9 protein-coding genes and 1 riboswitch are annotated in these 13,586 nt (G+C 38.5%); of the genes, 5 read left to right on the plus strand and 4 right to left on the minus strand.

The features are described from left to right. From KCG35_RS22005 to KCG35_RS22020, 4 genes are all read right to left on the minus strand, one after another. On the minus strand, positions 1–3,174 hold a 3,174-nt coding region (locus KCG35_RS22005; protein ID WP_215822024.1), incomplete at its 3' end, for an Ig-like domain-containing protein. 363 nt (positions 3,175–3,537) lie between these two features. Beyond that, complete coding sequence (locus KCG35_RS22010; protein ID WP_215822025.1) at positions 3,538–5,115, minus strand: sensor domain-containing diguanylate cyclase; 1,578 nt, start codon at positions 5,113–5,115, stop codon at positions 3,538–3,540. A 75-nt stretch (positions 5,116–5,190) separates the two neighbouring features. Further along, positions 5,191–6,363, minus strand: a complete 1,173-nt coding sequence (locus KCG35_RS22015) for a L,D-transpeptidase family protein (protein ID WP_215822026.1) — start codon at positions 6,361–6,363, stop codon at positions 5,191–5,193. Positions 6,364–6,994: 631 nt separating this feature from the next. Then, complete coding sequence (locus tag KCG35_RS22020; protein ID WP_230409319.1) at positions 6,995–7,756, minus strand: substrate-binding periplasmic protein; 762 nt, start codon at positions 7,754–7,756, stop codon at positions 6,995–6,997. 225 nt (positions 7,757–7,981) lie between these two features. Between KCG35_RS22020 and KCG35_RS22025 the strand changes: the two genes are divergently transcribed. The 5 genes from KCG35_RS22025 to KCG35_RS22045 all read left to right on the plus strand — a co-directional run bounded on the left by KCG35_RS22025 (position 7,982) and on the right by KCG35_RS22045 (position 13,517). Beyond that, the gene (locus tag KCG35_RS22025; RefSeq protein WP_215822027.1) at positions 7,982–9,805 is read left to right on the plus strand and encodes an adenylate/guanylate cyclase domain-containing protein; all 1,824 of its coding nucleotides are present in this window, start codon (positions 7,982–7,984) and stop codon (positions 9,803–9,805) included. 118 nt (positions 9,806–9,923) lie between these two features. Further along, a riboswitch (yybP-ykoY riboswitch) is annotated at positions 9,924–10,050 on the plus strand. Between the two features lie 84 nt (positions 10,051–10,134). Beyond that, on the plus strand, positions 10,135–10,692 hold the full coding sequence (locus KCG35_RS22030; protein WP_215822028.1) for a TMEM165/GDT1 family protein: 558 nt from the start codon (positions 10,135–10,137) through the stop codon (positions 10,690–10,692). 673 nt (positions 10,693–11,365) lie between these two features. Then, positions 11,366–12,289 carry an aspartate carbamoyltransferase gene (pyrB, locus tag KCG35_RS22035; protein ID WP_215822029.1) on the plus strand — a complete coding sequence of 308 codons (924 nt, stop codon included), beginning with the start codon at positions 11,366–11,368 and terminating at the stop codon, positions 12,287–12,289. A gap of 19 nt (positions 12,290–12,308) precedes the next feature. Beyond that, entirely contained in the window at positions 12,309–12,764 is a 456-nt protein-coding gene (gene pyrI, locus KCG35_RS22040) for an aspartate carbamoyltransferase regulatory subunit (protein ID WP_215822030.1), read from the plus strand. 474 nt (positions 12,765–13,238) lie between these two features. Continuing rightward, positions 13,239–13,517, plus strand: coding sequence for a hypothetical protein (locus KCG35_RS22045; RefSeq protein ID WP_215822031.1), 279 nt, complete (start codon positions 13,239–13,241; stop codon positions 13,515–13,517). The last annotated feature ends 69 nt before the right edge of the window (positions 13,518–13,586 follow it).

Genomic DNA, 13,586 nt, shown 5'->3' on the forward strand with positions numbered 1-13,586 from the left:
TAATTTTTTACCGTGTTTATTATACAAGCCCACTTTTATTGTAGTAACAGCTAAGTCATCAGTCGCAGTTACACTGTAGTTTATTGAATCATTAATATCATAGTAAGCTTTATCTAACAGTAATTGTTTAATAACTGGCGTTTCATCACGTTTAACTCCAATTATTTGCTTAGCTTCAGTTCTATTGCCTGCCCCATCTTCTGCTATGACAGTTATTTGATACTGGTTATACTGTGTGTTTTCTGTTACTGGCTTAAAAGCTGGTATTGAAATAATTTTCAACGCTGAATAGGCATTTAGTCCTACAGGTACAGTTTGTGGCAAAAAGTCATTCTCTGATAGGGTATCCTTAACATCCCCTGTCAACTCAAAGCCTGATGTAGTCTTACGAAGACCAAATACTTTTAACTTGGTTACACCAATGTTGTCATAGCCTGTCACTTTAAAAATAACTTCTGAGCTTTCTGTAACAGGAGCAATACTATCTTCTCCAGAAGTAACAGAAGCCTGTGGAGATACTATATTTAAAACAGGAGGCTGATCATCCTCTCCTAACGTTACATAAATGGTTTCACTTTTCTTAGTCGCATCCTTAGTATCTGCAGCAATAGCATATATAGCAAGCGTCTGTTCCGAAGCATCTTTGAGAATTTTAGGAACTTGATAACTAACCGCAAATGGTGCTTGATAGTCAGCTCCAACACTGACACCATTAACAAAAAACTCTACCTTTTTTATACCTACATCATCTGTTGCATTTGCTCTTAACTCAAGTTTTTCCCCAGATGTAATATACTGACCTTTTACTGGGCTGGTTATAGCCACCGTTGGTTCACTATCACCTTTAATACTAACTGAACGTTCTGCTGTTTCTACAATACGACCATGAACATCTGTAACACGTGCAGATAGTTTAATGACTTTACCTTGCCAGTCTTCACCTACAGGAACTGAAAATGTCTGAAGTAAAGATGGCACTTCATAAGTCCTGCCTTTATCATCTTCATCAGTTCCTAGTGCTTTTGGTTCATCATTTATGTGTTTTGTGGCAAACAACTTGCCATCCACCAATAATGAAACTTCTGTACCATGGTAAAGGGTATCATCTGCCACATCGACAACAACATTAAGCGTATCATTTATTGTAGCTGAGCTATTAGCTACTGGCTCTTTAATGAATGCTGTTGGAGGTTGATTTTTCAAAACTCTAATTAATTGTCCTGGGCTTTCTTGCATCCCTCCACTAGCGACATAAACTCGTGCCGTAACACTAATACTGGACGCATCTGTAGAAATTGATGGTGCTTTTAACTTAGCTTGCCAAACTTCATATAAAACAGTTTCTTCTTTGTCTCTCGATCTCTTTATTTTTCGTTGTTCGACAATAGGAAAGGTGACTTCACCTGCTTTGGTACCATCATGAAAAATCTCAATCCGAGTAATACCACTATTTGTTTTTACATCAGGGATAACACCCAGTTTAGTTGCAAGTGCAAATCGATATTGAGCTCCCTCAATAACTCGTTCATTATTTACTGGTTGCACGATATCATACTGAGGTATTTTTGGTTTTTCAGGAGAAGTAATTTCAACACGGATAGAGTCAGTCTGGCTAGACTGGTTTAAACTATCTATAGCCTCAACTTTAAACTCTAACTGAGTACCTGCCATAGATTCCACAGTTTGAAAATTAACCTCAAATGGTGAAGAAGTTAACTCATCTAACAGGTTTCCATTTAACCAAACTTTTACTTTTCTTACTTCAACGTCATCAGACACATTTGGTTTTATTATTATTGAAGTTCCCACTACAACTTGGGACGGTAACGCTAATTCTACAGTAGGTGCTGCATCCTTTGCTACAACCTTTGTTACAAACTCCTGCCCTTTTAATAAAGGAGAAGTAATAACTAACTCACTGGGTAAAGCATCAGGTATAACGCCATGCGCTATGATTTCATTATTGTCATTCAAATCTAATAAGGCACTTGTTGTACCCCGTAATGCAAGATTTACAGGGAAGCTTTCTGTTAAAGTAACGGGTTGATCTTCACCTTTAAAGTATGCAATGACTGGAGGTATCTTTATAAACTTATTTAGTCCATTGATTGTCAACACATCATCAGTTTCTTTCAATGCTAAGCTTTTAAGCTCCTTGGTAAAATGTGCTGTTACAGGGACTGTAACTGAATCATTAAGCTCTGGATAAGATACAATGATGCTGACAGGCTCATTAAAGGACTTTTGAGGAATCAATACGCCTGAAGCTGTCACCTTGACTAAGTCTGGCCGAGAGCTTTCATATTGAATACCCGTACCCAAACCAGGTAACTGTGTCTCACCTCTAAATTCAAAGTCAACTACAGGTACTAACGCTACAGTCTCAAGTAAATTGGTTAAATTTACTGTTGATGGAAAAACTTTTAGTGACTTGGCTTTTTCCTCAACATCAGCCCCTGTAAAACGCAATTCACTAATTGACTTTTTATTTCCTGAAGAATCTATTGCTGTAGCTTCTATAAGAAGTACACCATCATGCTGAACTTCTTCAGCAGATAGCATTTGTTGAAATGGAATAGTAAAACTAAATTCTGCTTGTGCATCAAACTCAGGGAAAGCTTTTAATACTTTATTTGTAGATAGGAAAGCCTTTTCTTTCGCAGACTGAACAACTCCACCATTATTTCTTAATTCGCTTGCTTTTAAACCTGTAACATTAAGATCAACAGAAGTTATATCAACATTATCCTGACTCAAAAGTGTTACTAATAAATACTGGGTGTCTTTTCCTTGTTGGAAACTTATAGACTTTATTGATAACTCAGGTTGCTGACTCTCAATAGTAAAGTGCTCAGAGTAAACTTGAGAAGAACCATCAACATAACTTATTGTTACATTTGGATCATAATTAGCTGTCGTAGCATTAATAATAACTTGGCACCCACCAAGCTGATTACTAGGTGTGGCTTCTTTTATAGGAATTTTCTTTTCCTGATAAGAAAAAGAATCAATTTGAGTACAATCAGAAACAGACAGTAAGTACTGTATTTCATTCAATGAGGCATTGAGCCTACCTTTAGTTCTCAGGTCAAAGCTGATATTTTCTGCGGAGACAAATGTCGCACAAAAAACAACCAAAAATAACCAAAATACAGCAACATTCCTGCGCATCATACTGCAACTTACTACTAATTATTAAAATACAAGCTAGTCTTTCTAGTTGTCATATCCATGGCAGTACCCGCAAGTACTTAAGGGCTAGAAAACTAAATAAGTGACACAATATATAAAAATTTTGCGGATGCTATCACGCTATTTACTCGATGTCTATTCATTATTTTAAACTCAATTATTTTATAGCGCCTAATAAGCCGTAAGTAATTACTTACCCGCAAAAAATAGAACTATATTTCCGATATATAGAAGACAAGTTGTTTATTATAGACAAAAGTAGGTGTGTATTTTAAAAATGGAGTTGTAGATAGTCCTTTTTACTATTTACTTAAAGTGCCGAAGATATTTAGGCGTTTAGTAAATCTATACTCCTCCTTCCTCATCCACATTCTTCGGCAATTCACTGAATGCAACAACACCATTGCGGCCTCTGCGCTTAGCTTCATACAGTGCTTTATCAGCCATATTGATGAGCATATCGGGGTTTTGATGGGGGATGGGGGAGCAAGCAGCAACGCCAATACTTGTAGTAACTACTTGGAATTCACTGCCAGGATGTGGGATTGCAGCTTGTTTTAAACCTTCTATAATACGACCTGCTAATACTTTAGCGCCAGCCTCATCGGTTAGTGGGAGTATTGCAGCAAATTCTTCCCCACCATATCGGGCTAATAAATCATGACGACTTTTAACGACATTACGAAAAACCTCTGCGACCAATGCCAGACAGTCATCACCTTCGGGGTGACCTAAGGTATCGTTGTACCGTTTAAAATAATCTAAATCAATCATGAGTAAAGCGATAGGGTTTCCTGTACTAATAGCACTACTCCAAGCACTCATTAAGTATTCGTCAAAACGTCGTCGATTAGCAACTTGGGTTAACTCGTCAAGGCGTGCATTATCAAACAGTTGTAGGTTAACCTGAGCCAACTGGTCCATGACCTGTCCACGCTTTTGAATTTCTGCAGCCAATAAATCCCGCTGCCTAAAAAAGTCATTAACCAGCGATGCTAACCTGCCATATTCATCATCTCTTGCGAGTAATGTATTTAACTCACTGGCCGTATTTTTATCCAAAGCATTAGTTAATCGCTTTAATGGGGAAAGCACCCAAACTTGCAGTAAAAAATACGTTAATAGCAGCAAACAAATGATGGAGAAACCATTCACGATGATTAGCTGAGTCGAAGCATTATAAAGCTTCTTTAAATCTTCCAACACTGTTGTTGCAACAAGAAAAGCAACGGCTTGTCCTGATGTCCCTCTTAATGGTAAGGCAATACGGATATTCCATGGATCATTCAACGTTGACGTCAGTGATTGGTGGTTATTAAGTACAATACTAGAATCACTGTCTGTTAGTAGAGCTATTTGCTTCAAGTAATCGTCACTAACAGGTTGAGCAAGTACTAACCAACCTGTTGTACTGCCTAAACGCTCATAGTCGTCACTGCTATTGAGAGGACATGCGGCAAGTTCAAAAATAGATTGTTTATGTCGGTAGAATCCTTGATAAAACGCTAATCCTTTAACTGTCTTCAAGGTGGCTTTTTGTAGCGGTTGTTCTAGTTCAGGTTGGTTATCTACAACAAATCTGTAAACTGTTTGATATTCAGGATTAACAACCCAGGTATGCGTAATGCCAAATTCAGGCAGGCTGGTATCAATATTAACTTTAGCCCAGCGTCGATCCAGATTTTCTGAAAAAACCTGCATCTCAGTCCACTGACTATAATCACCACAAGCACTGCGTAGCGTTAGCCCTAAACGCTTAACCATTCGAATTAAGTTTTGCTGCAAAAAATTCTGGCGATAGTCTACTAATTCTTGAGTGGACTGGTTACGCATCCATGTCATCCAGCCTTCCAGACTCAAAAAGCCAAGCGATAGAATCACTAGAACGGTTAAAATACGCTTTTGTACTTGCTCCTTATACATTGCCCCCGACTTCGCCGAATGATTAAGTTCCTTTTAAATTTAGCAGAAGGTCAGGCATCCACTGCATATATTTGGCTATTTACCTGCCATTGAAATACGACGAAGCTTATCCTTGTTATATACGTCTCTTGCAAAGCGAAGCTCTCCCTCTTTATTTATCCAGGCAGTAAGATAAGTAATATATACAGGGACAGGTGAATGTAACGAAAGCGTTGTCATCTGACCAGTATTTAATACCTGATCAATTTTTTTACTTGAATAATATCGATTATTTTTTAAGAGTTGTTCAGCTAATTGCCTTGGTTTTTCCACTCTCACACAACCAGAACTAAGCGCGCGATTGTGGCGACTGAATAAGTATTTCTGAGGTGTATCATGTAAGTAAATTGCCTGGCTATTTGGAAAATTAAACTTAAACCGTCCTAATGCATTATGTGAGCCTGAACTCTGTCTAAGCTGATATGGAAATGCTGAACGATCTACTTTATTAAAATTTATGTTTTCCCAATCAATATCGTCAAAGTCAACGTTTACTACATTATTATCTTTGTATTGGAACAGGCTAAAATTGTGTTTTTTCAAATAATTAGGCTGTTTCTGTAATTTAGGAAGAATATCTTTATAAGCTATTTTGCTGGGAACAGTCCAGGTTGGATTCACAATAATGGAACGAATGGTATCGACCATAAGTGGCGTTGGTCTATAAGGTTTTCCAACAATCACGCGCATAGACAGCTTAATTTCACCATTTTCAACATACTGAAGCGAGTAATCAGGTACATTAACCATCACATAACGTCGCCCTAAATCATCAGGAAGATGTTCTAGTCGCTTTAGATTTTGTGCTATTAACTGTGCTTTCTGGCTAGGACCCGCATACAAAGATAAGTATGTTGCTTTGTTAATATGACCAGAGGCTGGTAACTGGTGACGACGTTGATAGCGCTGTATCGCTAAGTAAAGAGGGTCAGAAGATGTTTTATGATCACCCGTCGCTGTCAGCAATTGTGCCAGCAGTGCATTCTTGTCTTCTGGCTTATACAACATGAACTGGTCATATGTAGGCAATGATTGCCATGCAGAACTCTGTGCCAATTGATGGTATCTGAGAAATGCCATTGATAGTTGATAATACTGTTGGCTTGCCACTGCCATTGTCGATGAAAAGGCCTTGCCCTGAAAAGCTAAAAGCACAAGCGCAAGGAAACTACCCATCTTACATTTCTGATTCAAAGTGACCAATGTCATATCAGGTACTACTATCATCCAATGAATGTATGCCTGAAAATCTGTTTACTTCAGGCGTGTAACAGCCATACACCTTAAAAACCAAGTTACACTGTAGCAAATGCAGTAAGCCGTATAATAGGTTTTTAACTAATCTGACTTCTTTAAATACGGTTAAATTATAGTTGTTAACACGTTACTAAAAAGAATGAAAATGAATTACTCATTCTTTTACTACATAGCAACGTTATAAGTAACATAAGTGCTTAAATAACAAAAGTTAATAGCAACATCTTACCATTCATACACAGCCACAAACGCTTGTGTCTAGCACTGTACTAGTATGGATGGAAGTTATAAATTCAAACCTAGCTTATGATGAATAAATAACGGGCAGGGAAATTAACACAACTAACTCTGATTCTCTATTACACTTCAGGAGAATGCACAGTTGTGTGATTTTTTTAAAACAAAGTTAGCTAAGCAAGTCTAAACACTTATCGCTATCGCGTCACAGTCTCTCGCAAAACAATTTTAATGATAATATCGATATGAAAACCTGTTTCTAGCGTATCAGCAGAAATGCCTATAAAAATTCAACAACTTAATCCATTTAAAACTTCACTCATCATTGATATATTATTACCTCAACTTATTGACTAAGGTATTTGGCCATTATGGCTGAGACATCAACCTTTTTTAGCGCTTCATTAAACTTCTGCTGTATTGCTTTTCCTTTTTCACTTTTACGAAAACAAATATATAGCTTTTTGTCTTCAAGCAGTGTCTCGTTAAATACAAGTTTTCCTTTTATTTTTTTCAAGGATGGGTCCGTATCAAGCAAGTAAGACATAACATACTTGTCAATGACTGCTAATTTTACTCTTCCAGCATTTAATTTTAGTAAGTTCTTGACATCATCACCTGCATTATCCACTTTTATTGTTCCAGCCTCAGCCATTTGATCAAATTCTGTGGTATTAACGTAGCCACTCACTGTACCAATTTTATATGCTTTTAAATCATCCAAGGTTTTCCACATAACAGGATCATCTTTTCTTTCTGCAAAGCCTAAAGGCCCACTTCCCATCGGCTCAGAAAAAATAAAGTCTTCCTCTAACTCTGCAGCATAATACTCAGGAAAATAGCCTAAATATTTATCATCATTTTTAGCCAAATTAACCGCACGTTTCCAAGGGTAAAAGTCAACCACTAACTCAAGACCCGCCTCAGCAAATACTGCTTTAGCCACTGCAACTGATGCCCCCTGGTCAGGAAGAGTTTTACCCGTGTAGGGTGGCCAATCCAAAGAGGTCAGATAAACCTTACTGTCTGCTAAAGCAAGTGTAGTTTGAACCCCAGCCACGAATAACATCAAGCAAACTGTTACACGAAATACATTTATGCTTTTCATTATTATACGCCCACCATATTCCAGGATGAATGAATTACCCTCATGCAGTTTATTCTCAGTTTAGTTGTTTTACATAAGGAAGATATAAAGTTGATATAGATGGCAACATTGCACACCTAGCAGCCAATAAAGTATGGTGTTAATTCGTTCAACAACATTCCAGGAAACAGCTACACTCATTCAACACGTTCAAAATGAAAGTTACAGGCTATATAACAACCGTTCATGAAAAAAATCACTTTGACAGGTTTGCTTACCTACGGCTTCTCACTCATTCTGCTTATTGCTGTCATCAGTATTTTGTCACTTGGACTTTTTAGTACTGAAAAAAATACTGAAAAACTTTTTAATCAAATTGCAGAAATAGGAATAACCTCAATTGAAGACCAGTTGAAAAGCCACCTCCGTCCAATCAATAATCAGCTGGAATATCTTGCCTCACTGATTGAATCAGGCTACATAGCCACCAATGACTCACAGCAGTTCAATAAGCTACTACAAGGTACTTTAGCGGCTACTCCTCAAGTAGTGGGCATTGCCTATGTCGATGAACAGTTCTTTGCTCGCTATTATGCGCGAGACAAAACAGATGTCTTTAAAGACTATTGGCGAGACCATCCAGTAATCACCCACTTGCTCAGTGCACCAGAAGCAACTAATCATGTGAAATGGCTTGACCCGGTTTATATTCCAGGTTTGAAAGCCAGCATCATACAGGCTTATCGCAAAGTATCACTCCCTAATGGCAAAACAGGTTTATTACTTACAGGTATTACGCTGGAAAAGCTCAGTGCCATTATTAAAGAAAGTGCAAAAGATATGCGACCAGTTATCTTCTTACTTAACAACCAACAACAGCTATTAGGCTTATCCAGTACAGACTATCAACCTGGCCGTTTTGTGAGTGCTGAAACTCCCGCCCCTACCTTAGCGAATCTGGCAGAGAATCATCCCTTAAAAGCTATTTGGGAGGCCAACCAAACACCCAGTAAGTGGCTGAAAAATCCTTCAATAAAAGGACATAGTATTTCACTTGATGACAACACATGGGAATTCATCTACACAGACTTTACCGGATTTGGTAACTCCCCATGGATAGTGGGTATTTACTTCAGCTATGATCAGTATGCAGATATTGAGCAAACCTTTATTCACTTGCTAATTGCCAGCGGTTGTATTCTGTTGGTCATGATGATACTTGCCGTGGGTGGTGCACGTTTCATTGGTAACCGGTTAAGACATATTACTACAATGTTTACTAAAGTCGGCCAGGTTCCTCTGACTAAAGTGCCCAGACTGAGAAAGCAGCCTCTTCAAGAACTGAACCTACTCGCACATGCGTTTAATAACATGCTGGATGATCTACAATCTCATGAAAACCTGAGACGGCTATTTGGTCAATATGTCCCCCACAACATCGCTAAGCAGCTCATGCAGTCTAATGGCACTCTAGAGCCAAAGATGCAAAAGGCCACCATTGTTTTCATTGATATTGAAGGGTTTACGGCGCTAGCAGAGCAAATCTCACCTCAACAACTTTTTACCATGCTCAATGAGTACTTTTCCCTGATAACACGTATTTTAGAAAAGCATGATGGCATGATTACACAGTTCCAGGGAGATGCCGTGTTAGCCGTATTTAACATTAATACACCCGCTGAGCATGCAAGGCAGGCACTTAGTGCAGCAATCGAAATACAAAAAGCACTTAGTACAACATTATTCTGTAATCATCCGATGCGCTGTCGCATTGGTATTAACTCAGGTGAAGTGATCGCCGGCAGTGTAGGTGCTAAGGACCGTTTAAACTATACGGTTCATGGCGATGACGTTAACCTCGCAGCACGCTTGGAAGGACTTAATAAAGAATACAATACCCGTATACTGATTTCTGAAGCAACACATCATTTAGCACCAGACTTCACCTGTCGAGAAATAGGTAAAATACACATTAGAGGGAAACAGCAAATCGTCAGTGTTTTTGCCCCAAACTCCGATCGAAGTAGTCATTCATCAGGGCAAGGTTATGCGTATCAAACCGCTATTTAACTATTTACACTTGCGACGGCTCATTGTGCCTAACGATTAGAACCAGGCAAAAAGTATAGAAAGTGTGTATACCACCTTGTCAGTAACTATTGCAGATAGTCACTAGTAAGGTACAATCTATCCCGTCTTAGGGGAGTAGCCGCTTGCAAAGGCAAAACATTTAACTGTTTAACCTTCAAGGTTTAGGTCAACATAATTGATTCCTCAATGAATCATGGCCTGAACGCAACAGCCCTCGCTGTTTTGGCAAGACCTTTGACACATATCTCCTTCGCATAGGGCGGGTAGGAGTATGTGTCATTGGAACGAGCCCGCCCTAAGAGTCCAATATGAGTGCATTATTTTTTTCAACTATTTCTGTTGCTCTGGCAGAAATCGGTGATAAAACCCAATTATTAGCGCTATTGCTAGCTACCCGTTTTAAAAAACCAGCCCCCATCATCCTTGCCATTACCATAGCAACACTGGCTAACCATGGATTGGCTGCGGCTTTAGGCAACTATCTAAATCACCTGATCAACCCTAACAACCTATCTTGGATTGCTGCTGCAGGCTTTATACTGATGGGTATGTGGATTTTGATACCCGATAAACTTGATGACACACCAACAAAAACACAACACTGGGGTGCATTTTTAACCACACTGGTGCTGTTTTTCCTTGTAGAAATTGGTGACAAGACGCAAATAGCAACCATCGTTCTAGCAACCCATTATTCTGCCACCCTACAAGTAATAACGGGAACAACCGTGGGTATGTTGCTGGCGAATGTACCTGTGGTCGTGCTAGGCCGATTCGCTGCAGATAAGTTACCACTTCAGTGGATTCGTTGGGTCACAGCGCTACTCTTTATCTTACTGGGGACAGTGACACTACTCATCAGTTAACCGTTTTTAGTCACTCTTAAAATCTTATTGTTCAAACCTGATCACAACAAAACATGTTTTTAAAACAAAATCATCTAACTACTGGGGTTGTGTTTTTGGTTTGAGTATGTAAAATTCCCGCAATTTTGTGCGAGTAGTGCAAACCGCCATTGCACATTAATTATATACCCTGACGACATCATTTATAGATGTAAAAAAGGGTATATACTCTCAGTGAAGGATTTCGATTTACTGGGTGGTAGTAGTTTTGCTGAGTGATAGCAATAAAGCTTAAAAATCACCCTTGAGACTAAATCTTCGCTATACCACTAAGAGTGGTATAGCACTGAGTCAGCCAAAACCTAATTTGTCGTATTCCAGACAAACAAGTGAGGAAAAAGTAGTTGTGAATCGTGATGGGCAAATTCTAACTGTATCTATCACCAACAATAACTGTCTTGTTGGCCCAGAGTCAGCCCATTCTTCAATATTTTCTTCTACTTCAACAGCATTGCATCTCAAACCAATGCATTTCAATATAATACTCCTTATCTTTTTGTTTGCTATGATCTGGCAATACCGTCCATTTAAACACCAGACAAACAACCGATTTGCTATTTTCTTAATTTATTTTCAAAAATTTAAAAAGCCCCGTAATCGGGGCTTTTTTTTGACCCGTAAAAGCGAGTGAGCTATGGCAAACCCTCTATTTCAACAAAATATAATCTCCATTTCAGATTTAACACGAGAACAAATGGAGTTAATTGTTCGCACTGCAGAACGATTAAAGTGTGAGCCTCCCCCCCCTTTACTCAAAAATAAAGTTGTTGCTAGCTGTTTTTTTGAAGCGTCTACACGTACCCGGCTTTCTTTTGAAACAGCCATCTTACGCCTAGGTGGAACGCACATTGGCTTTGACAATGATGCAAACACCTCTTTAGCAAGAAAAGGTGAATCTCTAGCTGACTCAGTCAAAGTAATTTCCTCTTATACTGATGCATTTGTCATTCGCCATCCTCGTGAAGGCTCTGCTCGATTAGCCAGTGAATTCACTTCAGTTCCAGTCATCAATGGCGGTGATGGTGCTAATCAACATCCAACTCAAACGCTCTTGGATTTATTTACTATTTTTGAATGCCAGGGAAAACTGGATGAATTAAATATCGCTTTTGTAGGGGATCTAAAATACGGTCGAACCGTTCACTCACTTGCCCAAGCCTGCTCATTATTTAAATGTCGCTTCTTTTTCATTTCTCCTGAAGCATTAGCCATGCCAGACTATATTTTGGAAGAGTTAGATGAGAAAGGCATTGAATACCAAGTATCCCAGAGTATTGAGGACGTCATTAATGACGTTGATATTGTTTATATGACTCGTGTTCAAAAAGAACGCTTTGATGAAACTGAATATAAACATATGGCCTCCAAATATATTCTAACCGCAGAAATGCTGAAAGATGTCAGAAAAAATTTAAAAATACTTCATCCACTTCCTCGTGTAGACGAAATTACCGTCGATGTGGATAAAACCCCTTACGCTTATTATTTCGAACAAGCACAGAATGGCATCTATGCCCGCCAGGCATTACTCGCGCTTGTATTAAACGAAACTCTTTAACCTGTAGGATAAAAACATTATGGCTAATAAATTACTGGTTGAGGCCATTCGCAAAGGTACTGTCATTGATCATATACCTGCGGGCCAAGGCATTAAAATTTTAAAACAACTTCATTTGGTTGATGGTAATGAAAAAATTACTGTAGGCTTTAACCTACCAAGCCAGGAAATTGGCTTAAAAGACCTTATTAAAGTAGAAAATCGAATATTTACTGAGTCAGAAGCTAATGAGCTTTCTTTATTTGCACCTAGTGCCACCATCAATGTCATCGATAATTATGTAGTAAAAGACAAGTTCACAATGTCAACGCCTAAAACATTAGAAGGTGTATTCGATTGCCCCAACTCTAACTGCATTTCACTCCACGAACCTGTAACCAGCTATTTTAAGGTTTCTAAAAAACATGAAAGCATTTACCTGAAATGCAAGTATTGTGAAAAAACATTTAGCAAAGATATTGTAGCGGGGTTATAACCCCCTACTTTTCCAAACATATACCCTTAAGGGGTATATGCAACGCTATTGCTTTCACCTAACGCTGCTCTATCATAAATTAACAGCTAAACCTTCAAACTCACGAGTCAGTTAAAATATATTCATCAATAGACTGATGTTTAATAAAAATGTCCAAATTGAAGCATATGCTCTTAGTCAGTGCATACATACTTCACTTTTGGCTGAATGATAAACGCTGAAGTTGCTCCTTAATTCAACTCAAGGCCTTAACTGCACTTACGGTAGACTTATTCTACCAGCCACATGGTTAGTCGGCATCAATCATGCATTAATCCCAGTGCATCATTTAGCTAAAGGCATCAAGTGTTTTAAACCCTGTTGATAACTACAGATTAGATCTAAGTTGCAAAAAAACAGGTGAAACACATTATAAAGTAACGTAAATATGCTCTTCACTCGATAAGAGATACCACTTCATCACAAAGGGAGTTCATGATGACATTCATTGCATCTCAGTTATTTTCTTCAATGGCTTTACAAGAGTTTTTTGCGCATTCCACAGGAGAGCAAACTCAACCTTTACGACATATGCGTTATTTAAATGGTGCTAAGAAGCAAAGCGTCAGCGATGAACTTGACCACTTTCTTCCAGAGCTTAACCAAACCAGTGCCGAAGAAGCATTAGCTGAAAATTGGCTCAGCAGTGAAAACTTAATGGCTTCTCTCTGGCTTGACAGCATTTGCCGTACTGAACCTGATTTAGCACTTTAAAAGAAACAATTAGAGAGAGGAGCACATTCAGTGTAATTTATTTCTCCTTTCTCTTGCCTCAATCTCTTT

Origin of the sequence: Zooshikella harenae, from assembly GCF_018837975.1 — a bacterium.
GTDB lineage: Bacteria > Pseudomonadota > Gammaproteobacteria > Pseudomonadales > Zooshikellaceae > Zooshikella > Zooshikella harenae.

Coding starts and splice junctions, on each gene's coding strand:
- KCG35_RS22010 (WP_215822025.1), bottom strand. CDS start 5,115: ATGTATAAGGAGCAAGTACAAAAGCGTATTTTAACCGTTCTAGTGATT.
- pyrB (WP_215822029.1), top strand. CDS start 11,366: ATGGCAAACCCTCTATTTCAACAAAATATAATCTCCATTTCAGATTTA.
- KCG35_RS22020 (WP_230409319.1), bottom strand. CDS start 7,756: ATGAAAAGCATAAATGTATTTCGTGTAACAGTTTGCTTGATGTTATTC.
- KCG35_RS22025 (WP_215822027.1), top strand. CDS start 7,982: ATGAAAAAAATCACTTTGACAGGTTTGCTTACCTACGGCTTCTCACTC.
- KCG35_RS22045 (WP_215822031.1), top strand. CDS start 13,239: ATGATGACATTCATTGCATCTCAGTTATTTTCTTCAATGGCTTTACAA.
- pyrI (WP_215822030.1), top strand. CDS start 12,309: ATGGCTAATAAATTACTGGTTGAGGCCATTCGCAAAGGTACTGTCATT.
- KCG35_RS22015 (WP_215822026.1), bottom strand. CDS start 6,363: ATGACATTGGTCACTTTGAATCAGAAATGTAAGATGGGTAGTTTCCTT.
- KCG35_RS22030 (WP_215822028.1), top strand. CDS start 10,135: ATGAGTGCATTATTTTTTTCAACTATTTCTGTTGCTCTGGCAGAAATC.